This window comes from Burkholderia sp. BCC0322 (genome assembly GCF_902833045.1).
In the GTDB taxonomy this organism is placed as follows: Bacteria; Pseudomonadota; Gammaproteobacteria; order Burkholderiales; family Burkholderiaceae; genus Burkholderia.
Genome location: NZ_CADFDU010000003.1, coordinates 197,985 through 219,956, shown reverse-complemented (window position 1 = coordinate 219,956; position 21,972 = coordinate 197,985). Strand labels below are relative to the sequence as shown.

Sequence of the window (21,972 nt, the reverse complement as noted above, 5' to 3'; positions counted from 1 at the left end):
ACATCCGCAACGACCGCAACAACCCGCATCGACCATGACGATTGACCTGACTCGCCCGCCAGGCGGCCCCTATACGCCGCCCGCCGACGTGCCGGCGATGGTGCTGCTGGTCGATGACCAGACGATCGTCGCGGAAGCCGTGCGGCGCGCGCTCGTCGACGAGGAAGGCATCGATTTCCACTACTGCCCGCGTTCGGACGACGCGATGGCCACCGCGATCGAGACGCGGCCGACCGTGATCCTGCAGGACCTCGTGATGCCCGGCACCGACGGGCTGAGCCTCGTGAGGGCGTACCGGACGAATCCGGCGACGCGCGACGTGCCGATCATCGTGCTGTCGACGCAGGAAGAGCCCGTGATCAAGAGCGCCGCGTTCGCGGCCGGCGCGAACGACTACCTCGTGAAGCTGCCCGACCGCATCGAGCTCGTCGCGCGGGTACGCTACCACTCGCGTTCGTACATGAACCTGCTGCAGCGCGACGAGGCCTATCGCGCGCTGCGGCAATCGCAGCAGCAACTGCTCGAAGCCAATCTCGAGCTGCGGCGTCTCACGCATTCCGACGGCCTGACCGGGTTGTCGAACCGGCGCTATCTCGACGAATACCTCGCCGCCGAATGGCGGCGAGGTATGCGCGAGCGCAGCGAGCTGTCGCTGCTGATGATCGATGTCGACAACTTCAAGCTGTACAACGACACGTACGGCCACGTGTCGGGCGACAGCGTGCTCAAGCAGATCGCGTCGACCATCGAGCGCTGTCTCGGCCAGTCGGGCGATCTTGCCGCGCGTTTCGGCGGCGAGGAATTCGCGGTCGTGATGCCGGCCACGTCGCCGGGCGCCGCGCGGCTGCTCGGCGAGAAGATCCGCCTCGCGATCGAGGCGCTGCGGCTGCGCCACGCGCATTCGTCGACGGGCAACACCGTGACGATCAGCATCGGCGGCGCGAGCATCGTGCCGATGCCCGGCCTGCCGACGACCGTGCTGATCGAAGCCGCCGACCGCGCGCTCTATCGCGCGAAGCATGAGGGCAAGAACCGCGTCGAGATCGATGCGACGCCGACGATGCCGGTCCCCGGCGATTTCGGCGGGCCGCGCGTCGACTGAACGCCGAACGCGTGCCGCGCTCACACGGCGCCGAGCCGGCGCGCGTAGTCGGTCGGGTCCAGCGGGCGGCTGAACAGATAGCCCTGCTGCATGTCGCAGCCGATCTGCTGCAAAAACCGTGACTGCGCCTGCGTCTCGACGCCTTCGGCCGTGACCTTCATCCCGAGCGAATGCGCCATCGCGACCACGGCCTGCGTAATCGCCACCGAGTCGTGATGATCGGGCACGCCCGACACGAACGAGCGGTCGACCTTCAGGTTGTGCAGCGGAAAGCGCTTCAGGTAAGCGAGCGACGAGTAGCCGGTGCCGAAATCGTCGACCGAGATCCGCACGTTCATGTCCGTGAGCGCCTCGAGCATCGGCAGCACGGTGTCCGTGTCGTTCATCAGCAGTCCTTCGGTAATCTCGAGTTCGAGCGCGGAAGGATCGAGTCGCGCCTGCGCGAGGCAGCGATCGACCGACTCGACGAGCCCTTCGTGGAACTGCCGCGGCGACAGGTTGACGGCCAGCATCAGATCGGGCGCGATCGTGCGGCGCCATTCGGCAGCCTGCCGGCACGCGGTTTCGAGCACCCACTGGCCTATCGCGACGATCTGCCCCGTATCTTCCGCGACCGGGATGAACTCCGCCGGCGACATCGGCCCGAGCTCCGGGCTCGTCCAGCGCAGCAGCGCCTCGGCGCCGACGGTGCGGCCGCTGCGTGCATCGACGACCGGCTGATACGCGAGCCGCAGCATGTCCGACGACAGCGCGCGCCGCAGCGACTGCTCGATCGCGAAGCGGCGCTGCAGCCGCAGGTTGAGCTGTGCGGTGAAGAACGTGAAGTGATTGCGGCCGCGCTGCTTCGCGTCGTACATCGCCGAATCCGCGTTGCGCATCAGCGTGACGGCATCGTCGCCGTCGCGCGGCGCGACGCTGATGCCGATCGACACGCCGAGCCAGTATTCGTTGTTCGCGATCGCGAACGGTTTCGCGATCGCGTCGATCACCTCGCGTGCGAGCGCCGCGAGCTGGTCGGGATCACTGCAGTCGTCGACGAGGATCACGAACTCGTCGCCGCCGACGCGCGTGAGGGCGTACTGGCCGCCCCCGCAGGCCGCGAGCCGCGCGGCGACGCCGCGCAGCAGCGCATCGCCCACGTCGTGGCCGGCCGTGTCGTTGACCTTCTTGAAGCCGACGAGATCGATGAACAGGATCGCGACGCGCGCGGGCCCGCCCGCCGCATCGCGCCCGCCGAACAGCTCGCGCATGCGGTCGCCGAGCCATCGGCGGTTGTAGAGGCCCGTCAGCGCATCGCGCGTCGCCAGGTAGCGCAGCTGCTGCTGCGCTTCGCGCACGGGGCCGATGTCGTTGAACGACACGAGCACCGAGTCGGCCTGCTTCTCGCCCGGCCTCACGATCGGCACCGCGTTGCCACGCACCCAGATGATGTCACCGTCCGCGAGGCCGAAGCCGACCGTGTAGTCGAGCAGCGGCGTGGCCGTCTCGAGCGCGCGCCGGCTCGGCCATTCGTCGGGCGCGATCGGCGTGCCGTCCTCGTGCAGCTTGCGCAGGATCACCGTCGACAGCCGGCGGCCGACGAGGTCGCCTTTCACGCGCATCATCCGGTTCGCACTCGGGTTGCTCGCGACCACGACGCCGTCGCGCGACACGACGAGGATCCCTTCCTGCAGGCTGTTGACCACGAGCCGGTGATGTTCCTCGCTGCGCGCGAGCTGTCGCGCGATCCGGTCCTGGTGCACCGCGAGGCCGACGCTGTTGCCGATATCGCGCAACAGTGCGGTTTCCTCGTCGCCCGGCCGGCGCGGCGTGCGGTGATAGACGGCGAACGCGCCGAGCACGGCGCCGCTATCGTCGAGGAACGGCACCGACCAGCACGCACGCAAGCCCAGCGGCAATGCGAAGGCACGGTAGTCGGCCCACAGGGGATCGGTTTCGATGTCTTCGACGGCGACCATCCGGCGCAGGTACATCGCCGTGCCGCACGAGCCGGCCACGGGCCCGATGGATGCCCCTTCGATCGCCGCGCTGTACTGCGCGGGCAGCGATGGCGCGGCGCCGACGTGCACGTGCACGCCGTCGGTATCGAGCAGCAGGATCGTGCACGACGCACCGTCGCCGAGCAACGCCTCGGCACGCCGGCAGACTTCGACCAACAGGTCCGGCAGCGGTGTGTTGCGCGTGATCAGCCTCAGCACGCTTTGCTCGGACGCGAGCACTTCCGCCGCGAGCCCGAGACTGTAACGAGAACTTTGCGGTTCGGTATTCAAGATGAATCCTGCCGTCTGTCCGATCGGGTCTGATGCGCCCGATTCGTTTTCGATCCTTCGTGCCGTTTTTCGCCCCGGGTTTACGCCGATGCCCGGTGCGCCCCGTATTGCGCGCCGTGCCATCGCGCGCCGAAACCTATTTAACACCAATCCGTGACGCCCCGCGCATCCGCTCGCATCAGGGGTTACGCGCGGTCACGGCACCGCTTGCGACCGCCGGTCAGCTTGCCGAAAGGCTTGCGCCCGGCGCGACGGCCCTCGGCAACGCAACGGCCCGCGTGTGCCGCGTTTGCAAACGATTCGTAAGATTGTGGCGGCGCCCCGGCTGCGTTCGCGTCCAGTCGTCCGCCCTGGATCCATGCCCCTGAACAGCGGATGGCCGAGCGACGCCTCGCGCTCGCGCAGCCATTTCGTTTCATCCGTTGCGGCAACCAGCGGACGCCATCGCGGGCCGGCCGGGCCGCGTTTTCGTATCCGTGATTCAATGACGATCGAACCGGCGTCGCGCATTCCGGCGGCACGGCGATGTGTGTCCTCATCGAACGACCTTCACGGGATCACCATGACGAACCCTGCCGAAATCAAGGCGCTCGTTTTCGATGTCTTCGGAACGATCGTCGACTGGAGAAGCGGCGTCGCACGCGGCGCCGCCGCGTTCCTCGATCGCCACGCCCCCGCGCTCGACCCGCTCGAATTCGCCGATGCATGGCGGGCCGAATATTCGCCGTCGATGGAGGAAATCCGCAGCGGGCGCCGCCGCTACGTGCGGCTCGACGTCCTGCATCGCGAGAACCTCGTCCGCACGCTCGACCGCTACGGGATCGTCGACGTGCCCGACGCCGACATCGACGCGCTCAACCTCGCGTGGCACAGCCTCGATCCGTGGCCCGACGCCGTCACGGCGCTGCACCGGCTGAAGCGACGCTTCATCATCGCGCCGCTGTCGAACGGCAACATCCGGCTGATGGTCGACGTCGCGAAACGCGCGGGGCTGCCGTGGGATGCGATTCTGGGCGCGGAAGTCGTCCGCGCGTACAAGCCGTCGCCGCAGGTCTACAGCGAGACGGTCGAGATTCTCGGCGTCGAGCCGGCCGAGCTGTGCCTGGTCGCCGCGCACAACGGCGACCTCGCGGCCGCGCGCCGGCAGGGGCTGTCGACCGCGTTCGTGCTGCGGCCGACCGAACACGGGCCCGGCCAGACGACCGACCTGAAAGCCGACGATGCGTGGGACTTCGACGTCAAGAACCTGAACGAACTCGCGGACCGGCTCGCGTGCCCGCGTTGAAAACCGGGTTCCGGTGCGCGATCGCGGGGAGGCCGGCGGCTCGTCGAGCGCCGGCTCCCAAGGCCTAGCGCGCCGACGCCATCTCGGCCGCCTGCCCCTGCGCGGCCATCGCGAGACGCCGCCAGTTGCGGGCCGCATACCGGTGCGCCTGCTGCAACGCGACCCACAACCCGATCTGCCTGATCGGCCTGAAGTGACCGCGCGCACTGAACACGGTGCGCCGTTCGACGCGTGTCCGGCCGCCTTCCACGGGCGTCAGCGTGAATTCGTCCTCGAGCAGGCCGACCCAGTCGCGGCACCACACCGTCGACGCCACCATCCGGTAACGCAGCCGGCGCGGCTCGTCGAGCACGAGAATCCGCTGGTCGATGGTGCCGCGATCGGTCGTGCACTGCCGCGTGTTGCCGACGGCCGGCACGCCTTCGAGCACGCGGCAGCTGACCGGCTTCGGCACGCCGAGGCGGAACAGCAACGGCCGCGTATCGTCCATCCGGGCATGGAGGAAATGCGGCCAGACATGCTCGGGCCGGCAATCGAACGTCCACTGCGAATGAATTTCCACGACACTCTCCTGGCAACTGCCGGTACGGACATGGCGCGATGATAGCCCTCGCCTCCGCGTTGCGCTGCAGGCACGCCGCTGCAGCGATCGCCGCCGCTTCCGTCACCGGCTAATCGGCGTCGCCGACGAATTTCATCGTCCCCGATTCGCCCGACAGCAGCGCGCGATTCGCGTCCGCCGCCGCCCGCAGGTAATCCCACAGCGCGGTCACGCGCCGCAGCTTGCGCAGATCCTCGCGGCACGTCAGCCAGAAGCACCGCGTGACGACCACGTCGTCCGGCAGCACCGGCACCAGCGCCGGCTGCGTGCCCGCCATGAAGCACGGCAGGATCGCGAGCCCGCCGCCCTGCAGCGCCGCGAAGTACTGCGCGATCACGCTCGTCGTGCGCAGCCCGGCCGTTGCGCCCGGCACCGCGCGGTCCAGATACAGCAGTTCGTTGCTGAATGCGAGATCGTCGACGTAGCTGATGAACGCGTGCTGCGCGAGATCGTCCGTGCAGGTAATCGGCGCGTGGTTCGCGAGATAGTCGCGCGTCGCATAGAGCCGCAGCTGGTAGTCGCACAGCTTGGTGACCACGTAAGGCCCGCGCTCGGGCCGCTCGAGCGTGATCGCCAGGTCCGCCTCGCGCTTGGGCAGGTTGACGAAATGCGGCACCGGCAGCAGGTCGACCGTCACGTGCGGGTGCGCGGCGCGAAACCGCGCGAGCTGCGGCGCGAGGAAAAAGCAGCCGAACCCCTCGGTCGACCCGATCCGCACGTGGCCCGACAACGCCTCGCCGGTGTTCGCGACCTGGTCGCACGCGGACTGCACGGTCGTCTCCATCGCGTCCGCATACGCGACGAGCCGCTGCCCTTCGGCCGTCAGCATGAAGCCGCCGGAGCGCGACTTGTCGAACAGCAGCGTACCCATCGCGGCCTCGAGCGCCCGAATGCGCCGCGCGACGGTCGTGTAGTCGACCCCGAGCCGCTTCGCGGCGCCGCTCGCGCGCTGCGTGCGCGCGACTTCGAGGAAAAAGCGCAGGTCGTCCCAGTTCAGGTTGCCGGAAACCGGCTCGGTGGCATGTCGCATCGGCGAGAAAAAAGCTGGCGTCTCCAGGCCGGTCTTCGATATGCATAAATGCACATCCAACCGGTTTCTTTATCGGTACATGATGAATCTGCGCATAACTATACTCGACCGTGACCTGCGGACCACGAGCCGCGGCACCACCACGGAGACACCATGCAGACCCGATCCACCCTCGATGAGCATGCGACAGTCGCGGCGCCGGCCCCCGCCCGCACCGCGAAGCACTACCTGCTGGCCGGCTGGGCCAGCATGGCCGGCACCACGATCGAGTGGTACGACTTCTTCCTCTACGGCACGGCCGCCGCGCTCGTGTTCAACCGCATCTTCTTCCCGTCGCTGGATCCGGTCGTCGGCACGCTCGCCGCATTCGGCACGTTCGCGGTCGGCTTCATCGGCCGGCCGATGGGCGGCATCGTGTTCGGCCACTTCGGCGACCGCATCGGCCGCAAGTCGATGCTGATGATCACGCTGCTGCTGATGGGCGTGCCGAGCATGATCATCGGGCTGATCCCGTCGTACGACCGCATCGGCTACTGGGCCGCCGCGCTGCTGATCGCGATGCGCTTCCTGCAGGGGATGGCCGTCGGCGGCGAATGGGGCGGCGCGGTGCTGATGGCCGTCGAACACGCGCCGAAGGGCCGCAAGGGGCTGTTCGGCAGCCTGCCGCAAACGGGGGTCGGCCTCGGCCTGATCCTGTCGTCGGTCGCGATGGCCGCGGTGGCCGCGCTGCCGGAAGCCGACATGCTGTCGTGGGGCTGGCGCGTGCCGTTCCTCGCGAGCATCGCGCTCGTCGGCCTCGGCTGGTTCATCCGCGCAAAGGTGCCCGAATCGCCCGACTTCGAGAAGATGCAGCGCCAGGGCAAGGCCGAGAAGTCGCCGGTGACGGCCGCGCTGCGCCGCCATCCTCGCGAGGTGCTGACGATCGTCGGCGCGCGCGCCGCCGAGAACACCTGGTTCTACATGGTCGTCACGTTCGCGCTCGCTTACGCGACGCAGCAGCTGCACCTGCCGAAAGCCGAAATGCTGCACGCGATCACGGCCGGCGCGGCGCTGTCGCTCGTCACGATGCCGCTGTGCGGCCACCTGAGCGACCGCATCGGCCAGCGCCGGATGTTCGCGATCGGCCTCGTGCTGATGTGCGCGTTCGCCGCGCCGTTCTTCATGATGCTCGGCACGCAGCAGGTGTCGTACGCATGGTGGGCGATCGTGCTCGGCCTGGGCGTCGTGTTCCCGATCCTCTATGCGCCGGAATCGCTGCTGTTCGCGCAGCAGTTCCCCGCGGAAATCCGCTACAGCGGCATCTCGCTGTCGGTGCAGCTGGCCGGCGTGATCGGCGGCGGCTTCGCGCCGATGATCGCGACGTCGCTGCTCAAGGCCGGCGGCGGCCAGCCGCACTACGTGATCGCGTACCTCGTCGGCTTCGGCGTGTTCGCGCTCATGTGTACCGCGCTGATGCGGCCTCCGCGCGCCTGAGCCCGCCAGCCGGCATCCGTCCGAATCCAGTTCGTCCTGCTGTCCGCCGTGCCTGCACGGGCGGCGGAAACAGGCTGCTTTTTCATCGCAACACCGCTTCCATCCCGGAGAGTTCCATGAACGCCGCAGTTCCCCAGACCACCCTCGCCCTGCCCACCGCCAAGCTGCTGATCGACGGCGCGTTCGTCGAATCGCAAAGCGCCGAATGGGGCGACATCGTCAACCCCGCGACGCAGGAAACGATCGGCCGCGTGCCGTTTGCGACGCTCGACGAGGTCGATGCCGCGATCGCCTCCGCGCAGCGTGCATTCCAGACGTGGAAGACGACACCGATCGGCGCGCGGCTGCGCATCATGCTGAAGTTCCAGGATCTCGTGCGCCGCAATCTCGAACGGATCGCGCACACGCTGACGGCCGAGCAAGGCAAGACGCTGCCCGACGCGCAGGGCGACATCTTCCGCGGCCTCGAGGTGGTCGAGCACGCCTGCTCGATCGGCACGCTGCAGCAAGGCGAATTCGCGGAGAACGTCGCGGGTGGTGTGGATACCTACACGCTGCGCCAGCCGATCGGCGTGTGCGCGGGCATCACGCCGTTCAACTTCCCCGGGATGATTCCGCTGTGGATGTTCCCGATGGCGATCGTGTGCGGCAACACGTTCGTGCTGAAGCCGTCGGAGCAGGATCCGCTGTCGACGATGCAGCTCGTCGAACTCGCGATCGAGGCCGGCGTGCCGCAGGGCGTGCTGAACGTCGTGCATGGCGGCAAGACGGTGGTCGACCGTCTCTGCACGCATCCGGACATCAAGGCGATCTCGTTCGTCGGCTCGACGCGCGTCGGCACGCACGTGTACAACCTCGGCAGCCAGCACGGCAAGCGCGTGCAGTCGATGATGGGCGCGAAGAACCACGCGGTCGTGCTGCCCGATGCGCATCGCGAGCAGACGATCAACGCGCTCGTCGGCGCGGGCTTCGGCGCGGCCGGCCAGCGCTGCATGGCGACGTCGGTCGTCGTGCTGGTCGGCCAGGCGCGCGACTGGCTGCCCGAGCTCGTCGAAAAGGCGAAGCTGTTGAAGGTCAACGCGGGCGCGGAAGCGGGCACGGACGTCGGCCCCGTCGTATCGAAGGCGGCGAAGGAACGCATCCTGTCGCTGATCGACGCAGGCGTGAAGGCCGGCGCGAAGCTCGAACTCGACGGCCGCAACGTGAAGGTGCCCGGCTACGAGCAAGGCAATTTCGTCGGCCCGACGATCTTCTCGGGCGTGACGACCGACATGTCGATCTACACGGAAGAAATCTTCGGGCCGGTGGTGGTCGTGCTCGAAGCCGACACGCTCGACGAAGCGATCGCGCTCGTCAACCGCAACCCGATGGGCAACGGCGTGGGCCTGTTCACGCAGAGCGGCGCGGCCGCGCGCAAGTTCCAGAGCGAGATCGACATCGGCCAGGTCGGCATCAACATCCCGATCCCGGTGCCGGTGCCCTACTTCAGCTTCACGGGTTCGCGCGGCTCGAAGCTCGGCGATCTCGGCCCGTACGGCAAGCAGGTCGTCCAGTTCTACACGCAGACCAAGACGGTCACCGCTCGCTGGTTCGACGACGATGCGACGGCCGGCGGCGTGAACACGACGATCGCACTGCGCTGAGTGCGAAGCATGGGACCGGACCAGGCGCTAAAGCGCCAGGTCCGGTCGATACGGAGACCTGTACATGGAAATCGCATTCATCGGACTCGGCAACATGGGCGGCCCCATGGCCGCCAACCTGCTCAAGGCCGGTCACACGCTGACGGTGTTCGACCTCGACGCGCACGCGGTGGACGTCGCCGTGCGCGCCGGCGCGGCGGCCGCCGGCTCGCCGCGTGAAGCGGCCGCGCGCGGCGCGGTCGTGATCACGATGCTGCCGGCCGCGCAGCACGTGCGCGCGGTCTACCTCGGCGATGACGGCGTGCTGGCCGGCGCGCGCGCCGGCGCCGCGCTGATCGACTGCAGCACGATCGACCCCGGCACCGTGCGCGCCGTGGCCGACACCGCCGCGCAGCGCGGCTTCCCGCTCGCCGACGCGCCCGTGTCGGGCGGCACCGGCGGCGCGCAGGCCGGCACGCTGACCTTCATGGTCGGCGCGGACGCCGCGCTGTTCGAGCGCCTCCGCCCCGTGCTGCTCGACATGGGCAAGAACGTCGTGCATTGCGGCGGCACGGGCACCGGGCAGATCGCGAAGATCTGCAACAACCTGCTGCTCGGGATCTCGATGATGGGCGTCTCGGAAGCGATGGCGCTCGGCGCGGCGCTCGGGATCGATCCGGCCGTGCTGGCCGGCATCATCAATACGTCGACCGGCCGCTGCTGGAGCTCGGACACCTACAACCCGTATCCGGGCGTGAGCGACACCGCGCCGGCCGCGCGCGGCTACGCGGGCGGGTTCGCGGCGAACCTGATGCTGAAGGATCTCGGGCTCGCGACCGAAGCGGCGCGCAGCGCCCGCCAGCCGGTGTGGATGGGCGCGCTCGCGCAGCAGCTCTATCAGTTGATGAGCCAGCAGGGGCTCGGCTCGCTCGACTTTTCCGCGTGCGTGAAGCTGTACGAGGCGCAGCCGGCGTAACCGCTAAAGCCTGCACCGGACGTGCGCCGACCCGCGATGTGCGTGAACGGCATCGCGGGTCGTCTTGCTTGCGGGGGAAGGAAAACGCGGGCGGCGGCGCCGCCGCCGGTCGTTCAACCGCGCGGGTTCGACGCCGTCTCGAAGGTCGGATGGCACTCGAACGCGAGTTCGGAGCGCGCGCCGACACGGCTGCCGCCGGTCAGCGATTCCTGCTTCACGCTCGCGCGCATGCCGCGCTGCGTGCAGTAGTTGGTGGCTTCGTCGACGGCCTTCGTGTGGGCGTCGGCCCACGTCGTCGACACGCCGACCGTGCGCGTCGTCACGGTATACACGTTCGGGTTCGACGTCGCGGTCACGTCGGAAGCGGTCGAACACGCGGCGAGCAAGCATGCAGCAGCCGCGACGGTCAACCATCGCAAGGTTCGAAAGGAAACTGGAGTGGACATGGGAGGCAAGCGCGCGCCGGTCGACGCGCATTGAACAACATAGGCGACAGTATGCCTGCTGGATCGCCGGAGATCATGCCCCTTTCGGTGAACACATTGTTTCGAATGGTTAAACGATGATGAAAATGGGGCAATATTTCCGCCCTGTTTCCGGGCCAGATCGCGCGAACCGGTCATTTTGCCCGGTCGGCCCGCCGCAGCGCGTTGCGCGGCGGCCGATCAGTGCGCGGCTTCCTGCCGGATCCTGGCCGACGCTTCCGCCAGGTTCCGCCACGCCGGCTGTCCCGGCGCGTAGCGCGCCCTGATATACGCGGCCAGCTCGGCCATCTGCCGATCGTCGAATGCGTCGCCGAAGCCCGGCATGTAACCGAGCTCGCCGGTGGCCGGCTGGTCGATCCCGTGATGCAGCACGCGCAGCAGGTTGTCCGGTGCGGCCTGGCTGACGCTCGTGTTGAGCCCCATCAGCGGGCGTACGCCGAAATGCCCGACGCCGCCCGATTCCGCATGACAGACCGCACACGCGGCGTCGAACGCCCGGCGACCGTTCTCGAGGCCGAGCGTCGCAACGGCTTGCGCACCGCGCGCGCGCCGGGCCGCCGCATCGGCCGCCGCCGCGGTATCGACGGGCGGCGACAGCGACGCGAGATAGTGCGCGATCGACCGGACATCGGCCTCGGGCAGCGACGCAAGCCCCGCGACGACCGGCGCCATCGGCCCCGCCGCGACGCCATGCTGCGCGGAGAAGCCCGTGCTCAGGTAGTCGAACAGCGCGCCTTCGGTCCATGGCACCGGCGTCGCCGGCGACGCGACGAGCGGCGGCGCGACCCACCCCTCGGCCTCGCCTCCCGACAGGTACGCCCAACCGCCCTTCTCCGCGCCCAGCGCGTTGCGCGGCGTATGGCACGCGCCGCAGTGCCCGGCGCCGTCGACCAGATACTTGCCGCGATTCCACATCGCGGAGCGTGCCGGGTCCGGCGCGAACGGCCGCGCATCGTGAAACAGCCAGTTCCAGCCGGCGACGAGGCGCCGCTGGTCGAGCGGGAACGGCAGTTTGGTCGTCGGCGGCACATGCTTCACCGGCGGCTGCGACATCAGGTACGCATAGAGCGCGAGCAGGTCGGGCTCGCTCAGCTTCGCGAACGCCGTGTACGGGAACGCCGGGTACAAGTGCGTGCCGTCGCGCGAGATGCCTTCGCGCATCGCGCGCGCGAATGCCGGATACGACCATCGGCCGATGCCGGTTTCGGGATCCGGCGTGAGGTTCGTCGTGTAGATCGTGCCGAACGGCGTATCGAGCGCGAGCCCGCCCGCGTTGGTCGCGCCGCCTGGCGCGGTGTGGCACACCGCGCAATCGCCGGCGAGGGCGACCAGGCGGCCGCGTTCGAGCGTCGCCGCACTCCACATCGCGCCATCCGCGCCGCCGGGCGCAACGGGTGCGATCGACGCGGGGCCCGGCAGGATCGCGCAGGCCAGACCGATCAGCCCGCCGACCACCCCGCCCACGCCGCCGCCGGCCAGCCAGCGGCGCCAGCGCGATGCGCGACGCGGGTCGCTGCGCCCCGCTTCGCCGGAATCGGCCGGCACCGGTCGCGCAAGCGCCGCGCGAATGTGCTCGGCGTCGAACGGCGGTGCGCGAAACCGCACGCCCGTCGCGTCGTACAGTGCGTTCGCGATCGCCGCCGCCGCGGGCGCCGCCGCTTGCTCGATCCGGCGCGCATCGTGCCCGGACAGTTCACCGTGCTCGCGATGCGCGGTGTCGTCGAACGCGATCAGTTCGTGAGCGATCGCATCCCGCCGCGCGCCCATGCCGGTTTCGTCATGCGCGGGTCGCGCGGACAAGCGCGCCCCCATCACGCGCGAAATCGCCGCCTCGATCTGCCAGGCGGGCAAGCCGGCCATCGACGCGCCGCCCGGTTCGCCGGCCCCCTGCCCGGCCACGACGCGCCGCACCGCGACGTCGCCCGTCGCGCGGTCGACATCGAGATCGACGACCCATGCGGACCAGCGCGCGTCGCCGTCGCGTATCGCGTCGGCTGCCGGCGGCGTGTCGCCGGAAGATGCCGCGGCGCCATCGAAAGCGAAGCCGCGCCCGCTCAGGTGCGCATGGGCACCCGGGTCGACCGCGGCCGGCGCGCCCCATGCGGCGCGCTCGCTGACCATCCGGATAATCTCGCGCGGCCCCGCATCCCGCGCCGCATCGAGATGCTGCAGGCGCAACGCGACCGGGTCGCGCCGCAACGCGTCCGCGAGTTCGTCGACGAAGGATTCGCGCGCGAACACGTGCGCGTGGCCGGGAATCGCGTGGCCGGCATCGGCAAGCTCGATCGACGTCTGCGCATGCCGGTAGACGAACGGCGCGGCAGGGCCGGTATCCGCGCGCTCGTTCTTCGCATCATGCGGCGCGTGAAGATCGTCCGTGGCCGCCCGCGCGCGATAGCGCCAGGTCGTCATCCGTCCGTCGGACGCGGTCCGCGTTTCGACGTCGAGCGATACCTGCGCGCCTGCATGCGCATCTCCGATCGGCCATGTGTAGCGCGCGTGGTGCGCGCACAATGCATCGACGCCGACGTCATCGCGCGGCTCGGGTAACGTGACGCGCGCCGGCGCGACGGGCAGGCCTGCGTCAGGCTTCATCGCCGCCTCGCAGATAGCGAGCCGCGCGATGCACGGCCCGGATGATCTCCAGGTGCGTGCCGCAGCGGCAAAGATTGAAGCGCAACGCATCGCGGATCGCCGCATCGTCCGGCGCGGGATCGCGGTCGAGCAGCGCCTTCGTGCTCATGATCATCCCGTTCAGGCAATAGCCGCACTGCGCGGCCTGCTCGTCGATGAACGCGCGCTGGATCGGATGCGGCGCGTCGCGCGACCCGAGTCCTTCCAGCGTCGTGACGTCGCGCCCGCTCGCGGCGGCGGCCGGCACGACGCACGAACGCGTTGCCCGCCCGTCGACCAGCACCGTGCATGCGCCGCACTGCCCGAGCCCGCAGCCGTATTTCGGGCCGTTGAGCGCGCAGTCGTTGCGCAGGATCAGCAGCAGCGGCGCATCGGGTGCGGCATCGTCGAAGGTGTGCGGCGCGCCGTTCACGCGAAACGCCAGCGGCCGCGACGGAGAAGCGGGATGGGACATGAATGGATCCGGAATGCGGCGCGCGGGCCGAGGGGGCCGGCGGCGGGCGACCGGCGGCGGGCACTGCCGCCGGCGCGCGCCTGACATATAACACGCCGAAAAACACACGTACCGGCGCATCGGCACTCGCGACGGCGAAGCGCCGGCCGGCGCGGGCACTGCGTGCGCGTCAGGCCACGGCCGCGACGCTGTTGCGCGACGGCGAGACGAGCGGCACGTCGAACACGTCGTAGCCGAACACCCACGACGGATCCTCGTTCGTGCGCAGCCACGTGTTGTTGTGCGATACGAGCTGCACCTTCGACGCACGCGCCGCACGATTCGCCTCGTACAGCGCGAATGCACCCGCGTAGTCGCCGACGCCGACTTCGTCGAGACAACGCGCGAGCATCGCGGCATCCTCGATCGCCATCGCCGCGCCCTGTGCCATGTGCGGCTTCATCGGGTGGCACGCGTCGCCGAGCAGCACGAGGCGGCCGCGGCTCCACAACGGCAACGGATCGCGTTCGAGCAGCGGCCACTTGGTGATCGACGGCGACACATCGATCAGGTGCTGGATGTCGGCGTGGAAACCGGCGAACGCCTCGCGCATTTCGTCGCGGCTGCTGTCGACCATCGACACGCCTTCGGGCCATTCGGCCTGCGGCACGCCGGTCACGTAGTAATACTCGTCGCGCTTCTCGGTCACGTAGTAGACCATCATGTGGCGATCCTCGGACCACCACTTCACGCACATGTCGTACGGCTTGTGGCCGAGCAGCGACGCCGGGAACACCGCGCGGTGCGCGACATAGCCCGTGTAGCGCGGCGGCTCCGCGCCGAGCAGGTGCTCGCGGATCCGCGAATTCACACCGTCCGCGCCGATCACGATGTCGGCCGTCTCGACGCTGCCGTCGGCGAACGTCAGGCGCACCGCATCGCCGGTGTCGTCCACGGCCGCGAGCCGCTTGCCGAAGCGGATCGTGCCGGGCGTCACCGCCTGCGTCATCAATGCATGGAAATCGCCGCGATGCACGGTCAGGTAGCTCGCGCCGTAGGCCTTGCGCGCGTAGTCGCCGAGCGGGATCCGAGCGAGCACGTCGGCCGTCTGCCAGTCGCGGCTGTACCAGCAATCCGGATGCGAACCCATCGTCTCCAGCGCGTCCTCGCAGCCGATGCGCCGCATGATCTTCATCACGTTCGGGCCGAGGTGGATGCCCGCGCCGAGGCGCGAGAACGCCGGCGCCTGCTCGTACAGCGCGACGTCGTAGCCGCCGCGCTGAAGCAGCGCCGCGGCGGCCGTGCCGCCGAGGCCGGCGCCGATGATTGCGATACGGGGTGTGCTCATGCGGATCTCCTGATCGTGGGCCCGTCGCCGAACACGGCGCGAGGACGGGCGGATTGAATGGCGTTTATAAAGCGTACACACTCAATTTACTCAGGACAAGCGGATTGTCGACGGTCGCAAACACATTCGGGAAAACACCAATAATTCCACGAATATTCGCGACGCAAAGCGATAAACCCAAGATCGACGCCATTTTTATCCATTGCGATTTTCAAATGTACACACTAGACTTTGCTCGACATCCGGCGATCCCGCGCCAGCGTGCCGCCCCATCCTTACCGACACGGAGCCTCCCCGTCATGAGCAAGACCTACCGCATCGGCCAGATCGTGCCGAGTTCCAACACGACGATGGAAACCGAGATTCCCGCGATGCTGCGGCTGCGCGAAGCGATCCGCCCCGAGCGCTTCACGTATCACTCGAGCCGAATGCGGATGAAGAAGGTCGTCAAGGAAGAACTCGCGGCGATGGATGCCGAATCCGACCGCTGCGCGGTGGAACTGAGCGATGCGCGCGTCGACGTACTCGGCTACGCGTGCCTCGTCGCGATCATGGCGATGGGGCACGGCTACCACCGCGTGTCGCAGGCGCGCCTGACGAAGCACACGGCGGACAACGGCGCACAGGCGCCGGTGCTGACGAGCGCAGGCGCGCTCGTCGACGCACTGAAGGTAATCGGCGCGAAGCGGATCGTCGTCGTCGCGCCGTACATGTTGCCGCTGACCGAACTCGTGGTCGACTACATCCGCAACGAAGGCTTTGACGTGCTCGCGTACCGCGCACTGGAAATCCCCGACAACCTCGACGTCGGCCGCCACGACCCGGCGCGCCTGCCCGATATCGTGAAGACGCTGCCTTACCAGGACGCCGATGCGATCGTGCTGTCCGCCTGCGTGCAGATGCCGTCGCTGCCGGCCGTCGCGAAGGTCGAGGCGATGACGGGCAAGCCCGTGATCACGGCCGCGATCGCGACGACCTACGCGATGCTGCGCGAACTCGACCTCGAACCGATCGTACCCGGCGCGGGCGCACTGCTGTCCGGCGCGTACTGAGCGCCCCACTTTCGACGGAGCCCACATGCCCTCGACTTTCCTGTACGGCGCGAATGTTCGCGCGAACGGCATCCGCCAGCACTACCTGCGCTACGGCGGCGCGACCGGCGCGCGCGCGTCGCGCCCGGCAATCGTGCTGATTCCCGGCATCACGAGCCCCGCGATCACGTGGGGTTTCGTCGGCGAGGTATTCGGCGCGGCGTTCGATACCTACGTGGTCGACGTGCGCGGCCGCGGGCTGTCCGACGCGTCGCCATCGCTCGACTACAGCCTCGATGCGCAGGCCGACGACATCGCGGCACTCGTCGCCGCGCTCGGCCTGCCGCGCACGAGCCTCGTCGGCCATTCGATGGGCGCGCGGATCGCCGCGCGCGCGGCGCGGCGCGCTATCCGCGGGCTCGAATCGGTCGTGCTCGTCGATCCGCCCGTGTCGGGCCCGAACCGTCGCGACTACCCGGGCAAGCTGCCGTGGTACATCGACTCGATGGCGCTCGCGCGCGCCGGCACCGACGCCGAAGGCATGCGCGCGTTCTGCCCGACCTGGACCGACGCCGAACTGCAGCTGCGCGCCGAATGGCTGCATACCTGCGACGAGCGCGCGGTGCGCGCGACGTACGAAGGCTTTCATACCGACGATTTCCACGCGGACGCCGCACAGCTGGCCGTGCCGTCGCTGCTGATCACGGCCGAACGCGGCGACGTGGTGCGCGACGACGACGTCGCCGAACTGCAGCGCGCGACGCCGTCGATGCGGCACGTGCGCGTGCCCGACGCCGGCCACATGATTCCCTGGGACAACGCACCGGGCTTCTACGCGGCATTCGGCGACTTCCTTGGCGCGCCGCTCGCGGCCTGATCGCGCGGCGCCCGCCCCTTTCCTTCACGCCTTTACCGGAGCCGACGATGCCAGTCAGCGATACCCAACTGATCGACGCGTGGAAGCAGGTGCTCGCGCTGTCACGCCTCGAACCGGGCCAGACCGTCACGATCCTGACGAGCGCGGCCACTCACCCGCAAACACTGTCGTGCGCACTGATCGCGACGCAAACGATGGGCGCGATCGTCAACCGGCTCGACCTGCCGCCCGTGAACGGCGACAAGGCGTTCAGCCGCGACCCGCTTGCGTATCTCGGCACGACGCCGCTGACGGGCAACAAGGCCGCGATCGCCGCGCTGCGCGAGAGCGACCTCGTGCTCGACCTGATGACGCTGCTGTTCTCGCCCGAGCAGCACGACATCCTGAAGTCCGGCACGAAAATCCTGCTCGCGGTCGAGCCGCCCGAAGTGCTCGTGCGGATGGTGCCGACGCTCGCCGACCGCACGCGCGTGCTCGCCGCAGCGAAACGGATCGCCGCCGCCCGCGAGATGCGCGTGACGTCGGCGGCCGGCACCGCGCTCGTGTGTCCGCTCGGCGAGTTCCCGCCGACGGCCGAATACGGCTTCGTCGACGCGCCGGGCCGCTGGGACCACTGGCCGAGCGGCTTCGCGCTGACCTACCCGAACGACCGCACCGCGCGCGGCACGATCGTGATCGATCGCGGCGACATCCTGTTGCCGCAGAAGCGCTACGTGAGCGAACCGATCGTACTGACCGTCGAAGGCGGCTATGCAACGCGCATCGAAGGCGGCGTCGACGCCGACCTGCTGCGCGACTACATGGAGACCTTCGCCGACCCCGAAGGCTATGCGATCTCGCATGTCGGCTGGGGGCTGCAGCCGCGGGCGCGCTGGTCGACGCTCGGGCTGTACGACCGGGAAGCGACGATCGGGATGGACGCACGCGCCTTCGAGGGCAACTTCCTGTTCTCGCTCGGCCCGAACAACGAAGGCGGCGGCAACCGCACGACCACCTGCCACATCGACATCCCGCTGCGCCGCTGCACGGTCGAACTCGACGGTGAAACCGTCGTGCGCGACGGCCGCGTGACCGATCAACCCGCGTGACCCACGAGCACCCGACACCATGAACGATCTTTCCCGCCACGCCGAAGCGAACATCTATCGCCAGCAGGGTTTCGGCACGCCGCTGCCGCCGCACGGCAACATCGGCCTGCTGATCGTCGACTTCGTGGTCGGCTTCGCCGATCCCGCCACGTTCGGCGGCGGCAACATCGCACCGGCGATCGCGCGCACGACGCGTGCGCTCACGCTCGCGCGCGAACGCGGCTGGCCCGTCGCGCACAGCCGCATCGTGTATGCGGACGACGGCAGCGACGACAACGTGTTCTCGCTGAAGGTGCCCGGCATGGCGACGCTGACCGAACACCATCCGAACAGCGCGATCGTGCCGGAGCTCACGCCCGCACCAGGCGAACTCGTCGTGCGCAAGACCGTGCCGTCGGCATTCTTCGGCACGCAACTGGCGCCGTGGCTCGCGCAACGGGCGGTGCAGACGCTGCTCGTCGCGGGCGCCGTGACGAGCGGCTGCGTGCGCGCGAGCGTGGTCGACGCGATGTCGCACGGGTTCCGCCCGCTCGTGCTCGCCGATTGCGTCGGGGATCGCGCGATCGCGCCGCACGACGCGAACCTGTTCGACATGCAACAGAAATACGCGGCGGTCATGCCGCTCGACGATGCGATCGCGGCGATCGATGCGGCGCAGGCGCGCACACGATGAACCGTCGCGGCAGGCCGGCGGCGTGACTGGCCGGCGGGCGCCCGCCCGATTGACGCTGCGCTTTTGGCGGCCTAGATTGTTGAGCACGCGCGAGCTCGCGACGGTCACCGTCATTGCCCTCGACACACCCCGCGAACAGGACGCCCGGGCCGCCGGCCGCCTCGCCCCGCATACGCTGCATCCGGCCGCGCGCCGCCTCTCCCTCGACAGGACCCGTCATCCGTGAACCGCTCCGAACTGCTCGCGCGCAACGGCTGCCTGACCGTGATCCGGCCGCCCGCGCCGCCCGTCAAGCCGGCGCCCGGCCAGCCGGGCAGCCTGTCGTCCTACGTGCCGGCGCTGCCGGAAGTGTTCGTCGCGATTCTCGACGACGGCCGCATCCTCGCGTTCAACGGCCACGTCGATCTCGGTACCGGCATCCGCACGTCGCTCGCGCAGATCGTCGCCGAGGAACTCGATGTGCCGGCCGCGCGCGTGACGATGGTGCTCGGCGACACGGCCGCGACACCGAACCAGGGCCCGACCATCGCGAGCGCGACGATCCAGATTTCCGCGACGCCGCTACGCTGTGCGGCCGCGCAGGCGCGCCACGCGCTGCTGGCGCTTGCCGCCGAACGGTTCGACGTCGACGCGGCGCAACTGCAAATCGACGATGCGACGATCTCGGCGAACGGACAAACGGCCACGTTCGCCACGCTCGTCGCCGCGCACCGGATCGCGCTGACGCTGGACCTGAACACCCGCACGAAGGACCCCACCCAATACCGGATCGTCGGCAGGTCGTCGCCGCGCGTCGACCTGCCCGCGAAGGCAACCGGCCAGCTCACGTTCGTGCACGACATGCGCGTGCCCGGCATGCTGCACGGTCGTGTCGTGCGACCGCCGTATGCAGGTCACGACAGCGGCGCATTCGTCGGCGCCTCGCTCGTCGACGTCGACCACGCGTCGGTGGCCGACGTGCCGGGGCTCGTGGCCGTCGTTGCGATCGGCGATTTCGTCGGTGTGGTGGCCGAACGCGAGGAACACGCGATCCGTGCGGCGCGCCAGTTGCGCGTGACGTGGCGGCCGCTCCCCGCACTGCCGTCGCTCGACGAACCGGCCGCCGCGATCGCCGCCGCGCCGGCCAAACGCCGCGTGCTGCTCGACGAAGGCGATGTCGACGCCGCGCGTACGCAGCCCGACACGATCACGCTGTCGCGCACCTATGCGTGGCCGTTCCAGATGCACGGCTCGATCGGCCCGTCATGCGCGCTCGCCGACTACCGCGAACCGGGCGACGGCCGCATCACCGTGTGGTCCGGCACGCAGAATCCCGTATCGCTGCGCTACGACCTCGCGACGCTCGTCGCGCGCGACGAAGCCGATTTCGACGTGGTGCGGATGGAAGCGGCCGGCTGCTACGGCCGCAACGGCGCGGACGACGTGTGCGGCGACGCGCTGCTACTGTCGCGCGCGGTCGGCCGCCCGGTGCGCGTGCAGTTGTCGCGCGCGGACGAACATCTGTGGGAACCGAAAGGCACGGGCCAGCTGATGCAGGTGACCGGCACCGTCACGCGTGACGGCCGCCTGCTCGGCTACGATTTCTCGACGCGCTACCCGTCGAACGACGCGCCGCTGCTCGCGGCGCTGCTGGCCGGCACGATCGCGCCCGAGCCGCGCGTGTTCGAGATGGGCGACCGCACGGCCGTGTCGCCTTACGCGAGCCCGCATCGCCGCTTCGTCTGCGAGGATCTCGCACCGCTCGTGCGCGCGTCGTGGCTGCGCGGCGTGTCGGCGTTGCCGAACTCGTTCGCGCACGATGCGTTCGTCGACGAATGCGCGGCGCTGACCGGCGTCGACCCGCTTGCATTCCGGCTGCGCCATCTGCAGGACACGCGCGCGTCCGAACTGCTGCAGGCGGTGGCCGAGCGCGCGGGCTGGACGCCGCGCGTGCGGCGCACGCCGCATGAACCCGCTCCCTCGCGGCTCGTGCGCGGCCGCGGGATCGCCTATGCGCGCTACGTGCACAGCCGCTTCCCCGGCTTCGGCGCGGCGTGGTCGGCGTGGATCGTCGACCTGAGCGTCGATCGCGTGTCGGGCGAGATCCGCATCGAACGCGTGACGGTCGGCCAGGACACGGGCACGATGATCAACCCCGACGGCGTGCGCCACCAGATCCACGGCAACGTGATCCAGGTATTGAGCCGCACGCTGAAGGAGCGCGTGCGCTTCGCCGACGGCAAGGTCGCGTCGCGCGAATGGGCGAGCTATCCGATCCTGACCTTCGCGGAAGTACCGGACATCGATGTCGTGCTGATGCCGAGGCAAGGCGAGCCGCCGCTCGGCGCGGGAGAGTCGGCGTCGGTGCCGGGCCCTGCCGCCGTCGCGAACGCGTTGTTCGATGCGACCGGCGTGCGGTTCTATGCGCCGCCGTTTACGCCGGAGACGGTCCGGGCCGCGTTGCGCGACGCAGGCCGGTTGATGACGGTCGACGCAGCCGGTGAGCAGAGCGCAACCGGCGCGGCTTGAGCGCTGCCAGCTTCATCGCGGGATCAAAGCCGGCCGACAAACGGGCTGACCAGGCGGGCACGACTACCGCCCCGCGAGCGGCGCGCATCACGCGTCGCCGTCTTCTTCCATCATCTTGCGCAGCAGAAACTGCAACGCGACCCGCTCGCCCGGATTGAGCGCGCCATACGTGCGCTCCGTCACCTGCCGCGCGAACGGCACCGTGCGGTCGATCAGCGCGAGGCCGGTCGCGGTGGCGCGCACGATCAGCTTGCGGCCGTCGTTCGGATCGGGCAGCACCTCGATCAGCGCGCGCGCCTTCAGTCGATCGACCACGCCGCGGATCGTCGCCTGGTCGATCGCGGTCGCCTTGACGATGTCGTTCAGCGAGCACGCCTGGCGCTCCTTGACCGCACACAGCGTGACGAACTGCGCGGCCGTGAGATCCGAATCGGGAATCGCTTCCTGGAAGATCGACACGTGCCGCTGATACGCGCGGCGCAGCAGGTGCCCGACCTGGTCGTGAAAGTCGTAGGAATCCTTGGAAGACGCCATGA

At 69.2% G+C, this 21,972-nt stretch carries 18 protein-coding genes; 10 read left to right on the top strand and 8 right to left on the bottom strand.

Annotated features, from left to right (window positions below; translation table 11 throughout):
- Positions 1–34: 34 nt before the first annotated feature.
- Positions 35–1,102, top strand: coding sequence for a diguanylate cyclase (locus HWX39_RS11365; RefSeq protein ID WP_175968112.1), 1,068 nt, complete (start codon positions 35–37; stop codon positions 1,100–1,102).
- 20 nt (positions 1,103–1,122) lie between these two features.
- On the opposite strand, the gene HWX39_RS11360 is transcribed toward HWX39_RS11365, so the two are convergent.
- Positions 1,123–3,372, bottom strand: a complete 2,250-nt coding sequence (locus HWX39_RS11360) for an EAL domain-containing protein (RefSeq protein ID WP_175968100.1) — start codon at positions 3,370–3,372, stop codon at positions 1,123–1,125.
- Positions 3,373–3,934: 562 nt separating this feature from the next.
- Here HWX39_RS11360 and HWX39_RS11355 point away from each other — a divergent pair.
- Positions 3,935–4,657 carry a haloacid dehalogenase type II gene (locus HWX39_RS11355; protein ID WP_175968098.1) on the top strand — a complete coding sequence of 241 codons (723 nt, stop codon included), beginning with the start codon at positions 3,935–3,937 and terminating at the stop codon, positions 4,655–4,657.
- A 64-nt stretch (positions 4,658–4,721) separates the two neighbouring features.
- Here HWX39_RS11355 and HWX39_RS11350 read toward each other — a convergent pair whose 3' ends face one another.
- Together HWX39_RS11350 and HWX39_RS11345 are read right to left on the bottom strand one after the other, a co-directional pair.
- Positions 4,722–5,219: a hypothetical protein gene (locus tag HWX39_RS11350; protein ID WP_175968086.1), complete on the bottom strand. Its 498-nt coding sequence runs from the start codon at positions 5,217–5,219 to the stop codon at positions 4,722–4,724.
- Between the two features lie 109 nt (positions 5,220–5,328).
- Positions 5,329–6,288, bottom strand: coding sequence for a LysR family transcriptional regulator (locus tag HWX39_RS11345; protein WP_175968084.1), 960 nt, complete (start codon positions 6,286–6,288; stop codon positions 5,329–5,331).
- A gap of 153 nt (positions 6,289–6,441) precedes the next feature.
- Between HWX39_RS11345 and HWX39_RS11340 the strand changes: the two genes are divergently transcribed.
- The 3 genes from HWX39_RS11340 (at position 6,442) to mmsB (ending at position 10,359) form a co-directional block, all read left to right on the top strand.
- Positions 6,442–7,761: an MFS transporter gene (locus tag HWX39_RS11340; RefSeq protein ID WP_175968082.1), complete on the top strand. Its 1,320-nt coding sequence runs from the start codon at positions 6,442–6,444 to the stop codon at positions 7,759–7,761.
- Positions 7,762–7,877: 116 nt separating this feature from the next.
- A complete protein-coding gene (locus HWX39_RS11335) occupies positions 7,878–9,404 on the top strand; it encodes a CoA-acylating methylmalonate-semialdehyde dehydrogenase (RefSeq protein ID WP_175968079.1) in 1,527 nt (508 codons plus the stop codon).
- Between the two features lie 64 nt (positions 9,405–9,468).
- Complete coding sequence (gene mmsB / locus HWX39_RS11330; RefSeq protein WP_175968077.1) at positions 9,469–10,359, top strand: 3-hydroxyisobutyrate dehydrogenase; 891 nt, start codon at positions 9,469–9,471, stop codon at positions 10,357–10,359.
- A gap of 113 nt (positions 10,360–10,472) precedes the next feature.
- Here the strand turns inward: mmsB and HWX39_RS11325 are convergent, their stop codons facing one another.
- The 4 genes from HWX39_RS11325 to HWX39_RS11310 form a co-directional block, all read right to left on the bottom strand.
- On the bottom strand, positions 10,473–10,805 hold the full coding sequence (locus HWX39_RS11325; RefSeq protein ID WP_175968075.1) for a hypothetical protein: 333 nt from the start codon (positions 10,803–10,805) through the stop codon (positions 10,473–10,475).
- A 219-nt stretch (positions 10,806–11,024) separates the two neighbouring features.
- On the bottom strand, positions 11,025–13,439 hold the full coding sequence (locus tag HWX39_RS11320; RefSeq protein WP_175968073.1) for a c-type cytochrome: 2,415 nt from the start codon (positions 13,437–13,439) through the stop codon (positions 11,025–11,027).
- Positions 13,429–13,932, bottom strand: a complete 504-nt coding sequence (locus tag HWX39_RS11315) for a (2Fe-2S)-binding protein (protein WP_175968071.1) — start codon at positions 13,930–13,932, stop codon at positions 13,429–13,431. Before HWX39_RS11315 ends, HWX39_RS11320 begins: the two co-directional genes overlap by 11 nt.
- Positions 13,933–14,101: 169 nt before the next feature.
- Positions 14,102–15,259: an FAD-dependent monooxygenase gene (locus tag HWX39_RS11310; RefSeq protein WP_175968069.1), complete on the bottom strand. Its 1,158-nt coding sequence runs from the start codon at positions 15,257–15,259 to the stop codon at positions 14,102–14,104.
- A 299-nt stretch (positions 15,260–15,558) separates the two neighbouring features.
- On the opposite strand from HWX39_RS11310, the gene HWX39_RS11305 reads away from it, so the two are divergent.
- The 5 genes from HWX39_RS11305 (at position 15,559) to HWX39_RS11285 (ending at position 21,436) form a co-directional block, all read left to right on the top strand.
- Complete coding sequence (locus HWX39_RS11305; protein WP_060212471.1) at positions 15,559–16,311, top strand: Asp/Glu racemase; 753 nt, start codon at positions 15,559–15,561, stop codon at positions 16,309–16,311.
- Positions 16,312–16,336: 25 nt separating this feature from the next.
- Positions 16,337–17,167, top strand: a complete 831-nt coding sequence (locus HWX39_RS11300; RefSeq protein ID WP_175968067.1) for an alpha/beta hydrolase — start codon at positions 16,337–16,339, stop codon at positions 17,165–17,167.
- 47 nt (positions 17,168–17,214) lie between these two features.
- A complete protein-coding gene (locus HWX39_RS11295) occupies positions 17,215–18,255 on the top strand; it encodes a 2,5-dihydroxypyridine 5,6-dioxygenase (RefSeq protein ID WP_175968065.1) in 1,041 nt (346 codons plus the stop codon).
- A gap of 19 nt (positions 18,256–18,274) precedes the next feature.
- Positions 18,275–18,928 carry an isochorismatase family protein gene (locus tag HWX39_RS11290; protein WP_175968063.1) on the top strand — a complete coding sequence of 218 codons (654 nt, stop codon included), beginning with the start codon at positions 18,275–18,277 and terminating at the stop codon, positions 18,926–18,928.
- A gap of 222 nt (positions 18,929–19,150) precedes the next feature.
- Positions 19,151–21,436 carry a molybdopterin cofactor-binding domain-containing protein gene (locus tag HWX39_RS11285; protein WP_175968061.1) on the top strand — a complete coding sequence of 762 codons (2,286 nt, stop codon included), beginning with the start codon at positions 19,151–19,153 and terminating at the stop codon, positions 21,434–21,436.
- A gap of 87 nt (positions 21,437–21,523) precedes the next feature.
- Here the strand turns inward: HWX39_RS11285 and HWX39_RS11280 are convergent, their stop codons facing one another.
- Positions 21,524–21,970 carry a MarR family winged helix-turn-helix transcriptional regulator gene (locus tag HWX39_RS11280; RefSeq protein ID WP_085043161.1) on the bottom strand — a complete coding sequence of 149 codons (447 nt, stop codon included), beginning with the start codon at positions 21,968–21,970 and terminating at the stop codon, positions 21,524–21,526.
- Positions 21,971–21,972: the final 2 nt, after the last annotated feature.

Coding starts and splice junctions, on each gene's coding strand:
- HWX39_RS11280 (WP_085043161.1), bottom strand. CDS start 21,970: ATGGCGTCTTCCAAGGATTCCTACGACTTTCACGACCAGGTCGGGCAC.
- HWX39_RS11295 (WP_175968065.1), top strand. CDS start 17,215: ATGCCAGTCAGCGATACCCAACTGATCGACGCGTGGAAGCAGGTGCTC.
- HWX39_RS11290 (WP_175968063.1), top strand. CDS start 18,275: ATGAACGATCTTTCCCGCCACGCCGAAGCGAACATCTATCGCCAGCAG.
- HWX39_RS11300 (WP_175968067.1), top strand. CDS start 16,337: ATGCCCTCGACTTTCCTGTACGGCGCGAATGTTCGCGCGAACGGCATC.
- HWX39_RS11365 (WP_175968112.1), top strand. CDS start 35: ATGACGATTGACCTGACTCGCCCGCCAGGCGGCCCCTATACGCCGCCC.
- HWX39_RS11320 (WP_175968073.1), bottom strand. CDS start 13,439: ATGAAGCCTGACGCAGGCCTGCCCGTCGCGCCGGCGCGCGTCACGTTA.
- HWX39_RS11325 (WP_175968075.1), bottom strand. CDS start 10,805: ATGTCCACTCCAGTTTCCTTTCGAACCTTGCGATGGTTGACCGTCGCG.
- HWX39_RS11305 (WP_060212471.1), top strand. CDS start 15,559: ATGAGCAAGACCTACCGCATCGGCCAGATCGTGCCGAGTTCCAACACG.
- HWX39_RS11315 (WP_175968071.1), bottom strand. CDS start 13,932: ATGTCCCATCCCGCTTCTCCGTCGCGGCCGCTGGCGTTTCGCGTGAAC.
- HWX39_RS11340 (WP_175968082.1), top strand. CDS start 6,442: ATGCAGACCCGATCCACCCTCGATGAGCATGCGACAGTCGCGGCGCCG.
- HWX39_RS11335 (WP_175968079.1), top strand. CDS start 7,878: ATGAACGCCGCAGTTCCCCAGACCACCCTCGCCCTGCCCACCGCCAAG.
- HWX39_RS11345 (WP_175968084.1), bottom strand. CDS start 6,288: ATGCGACATGCCACCGAGCCGGTTTCCGGCAACCTGAACTGGGACGAC.
- mmsB (WP_175968077.1), top strand. CDS start 9,469: ATGGAAATCGCATTCATCGGACTCGGCAACATGGGCGGCCCCATGGCC.
- HWX39_RS11310 (WP_175968069.1), bottom strand. CDS start 15,259: ATGAGCACACCCCGTATCGCAATCATCGGCGCCGGCCTCGGCGGCACG.
- HWX39_RS11355 (WP_175968098.1), top strand. CDS start 3,935: ATGACGAACCCTGCCGAAATCAAGGCGCTCGTTTTCGATGTCTTCGGA.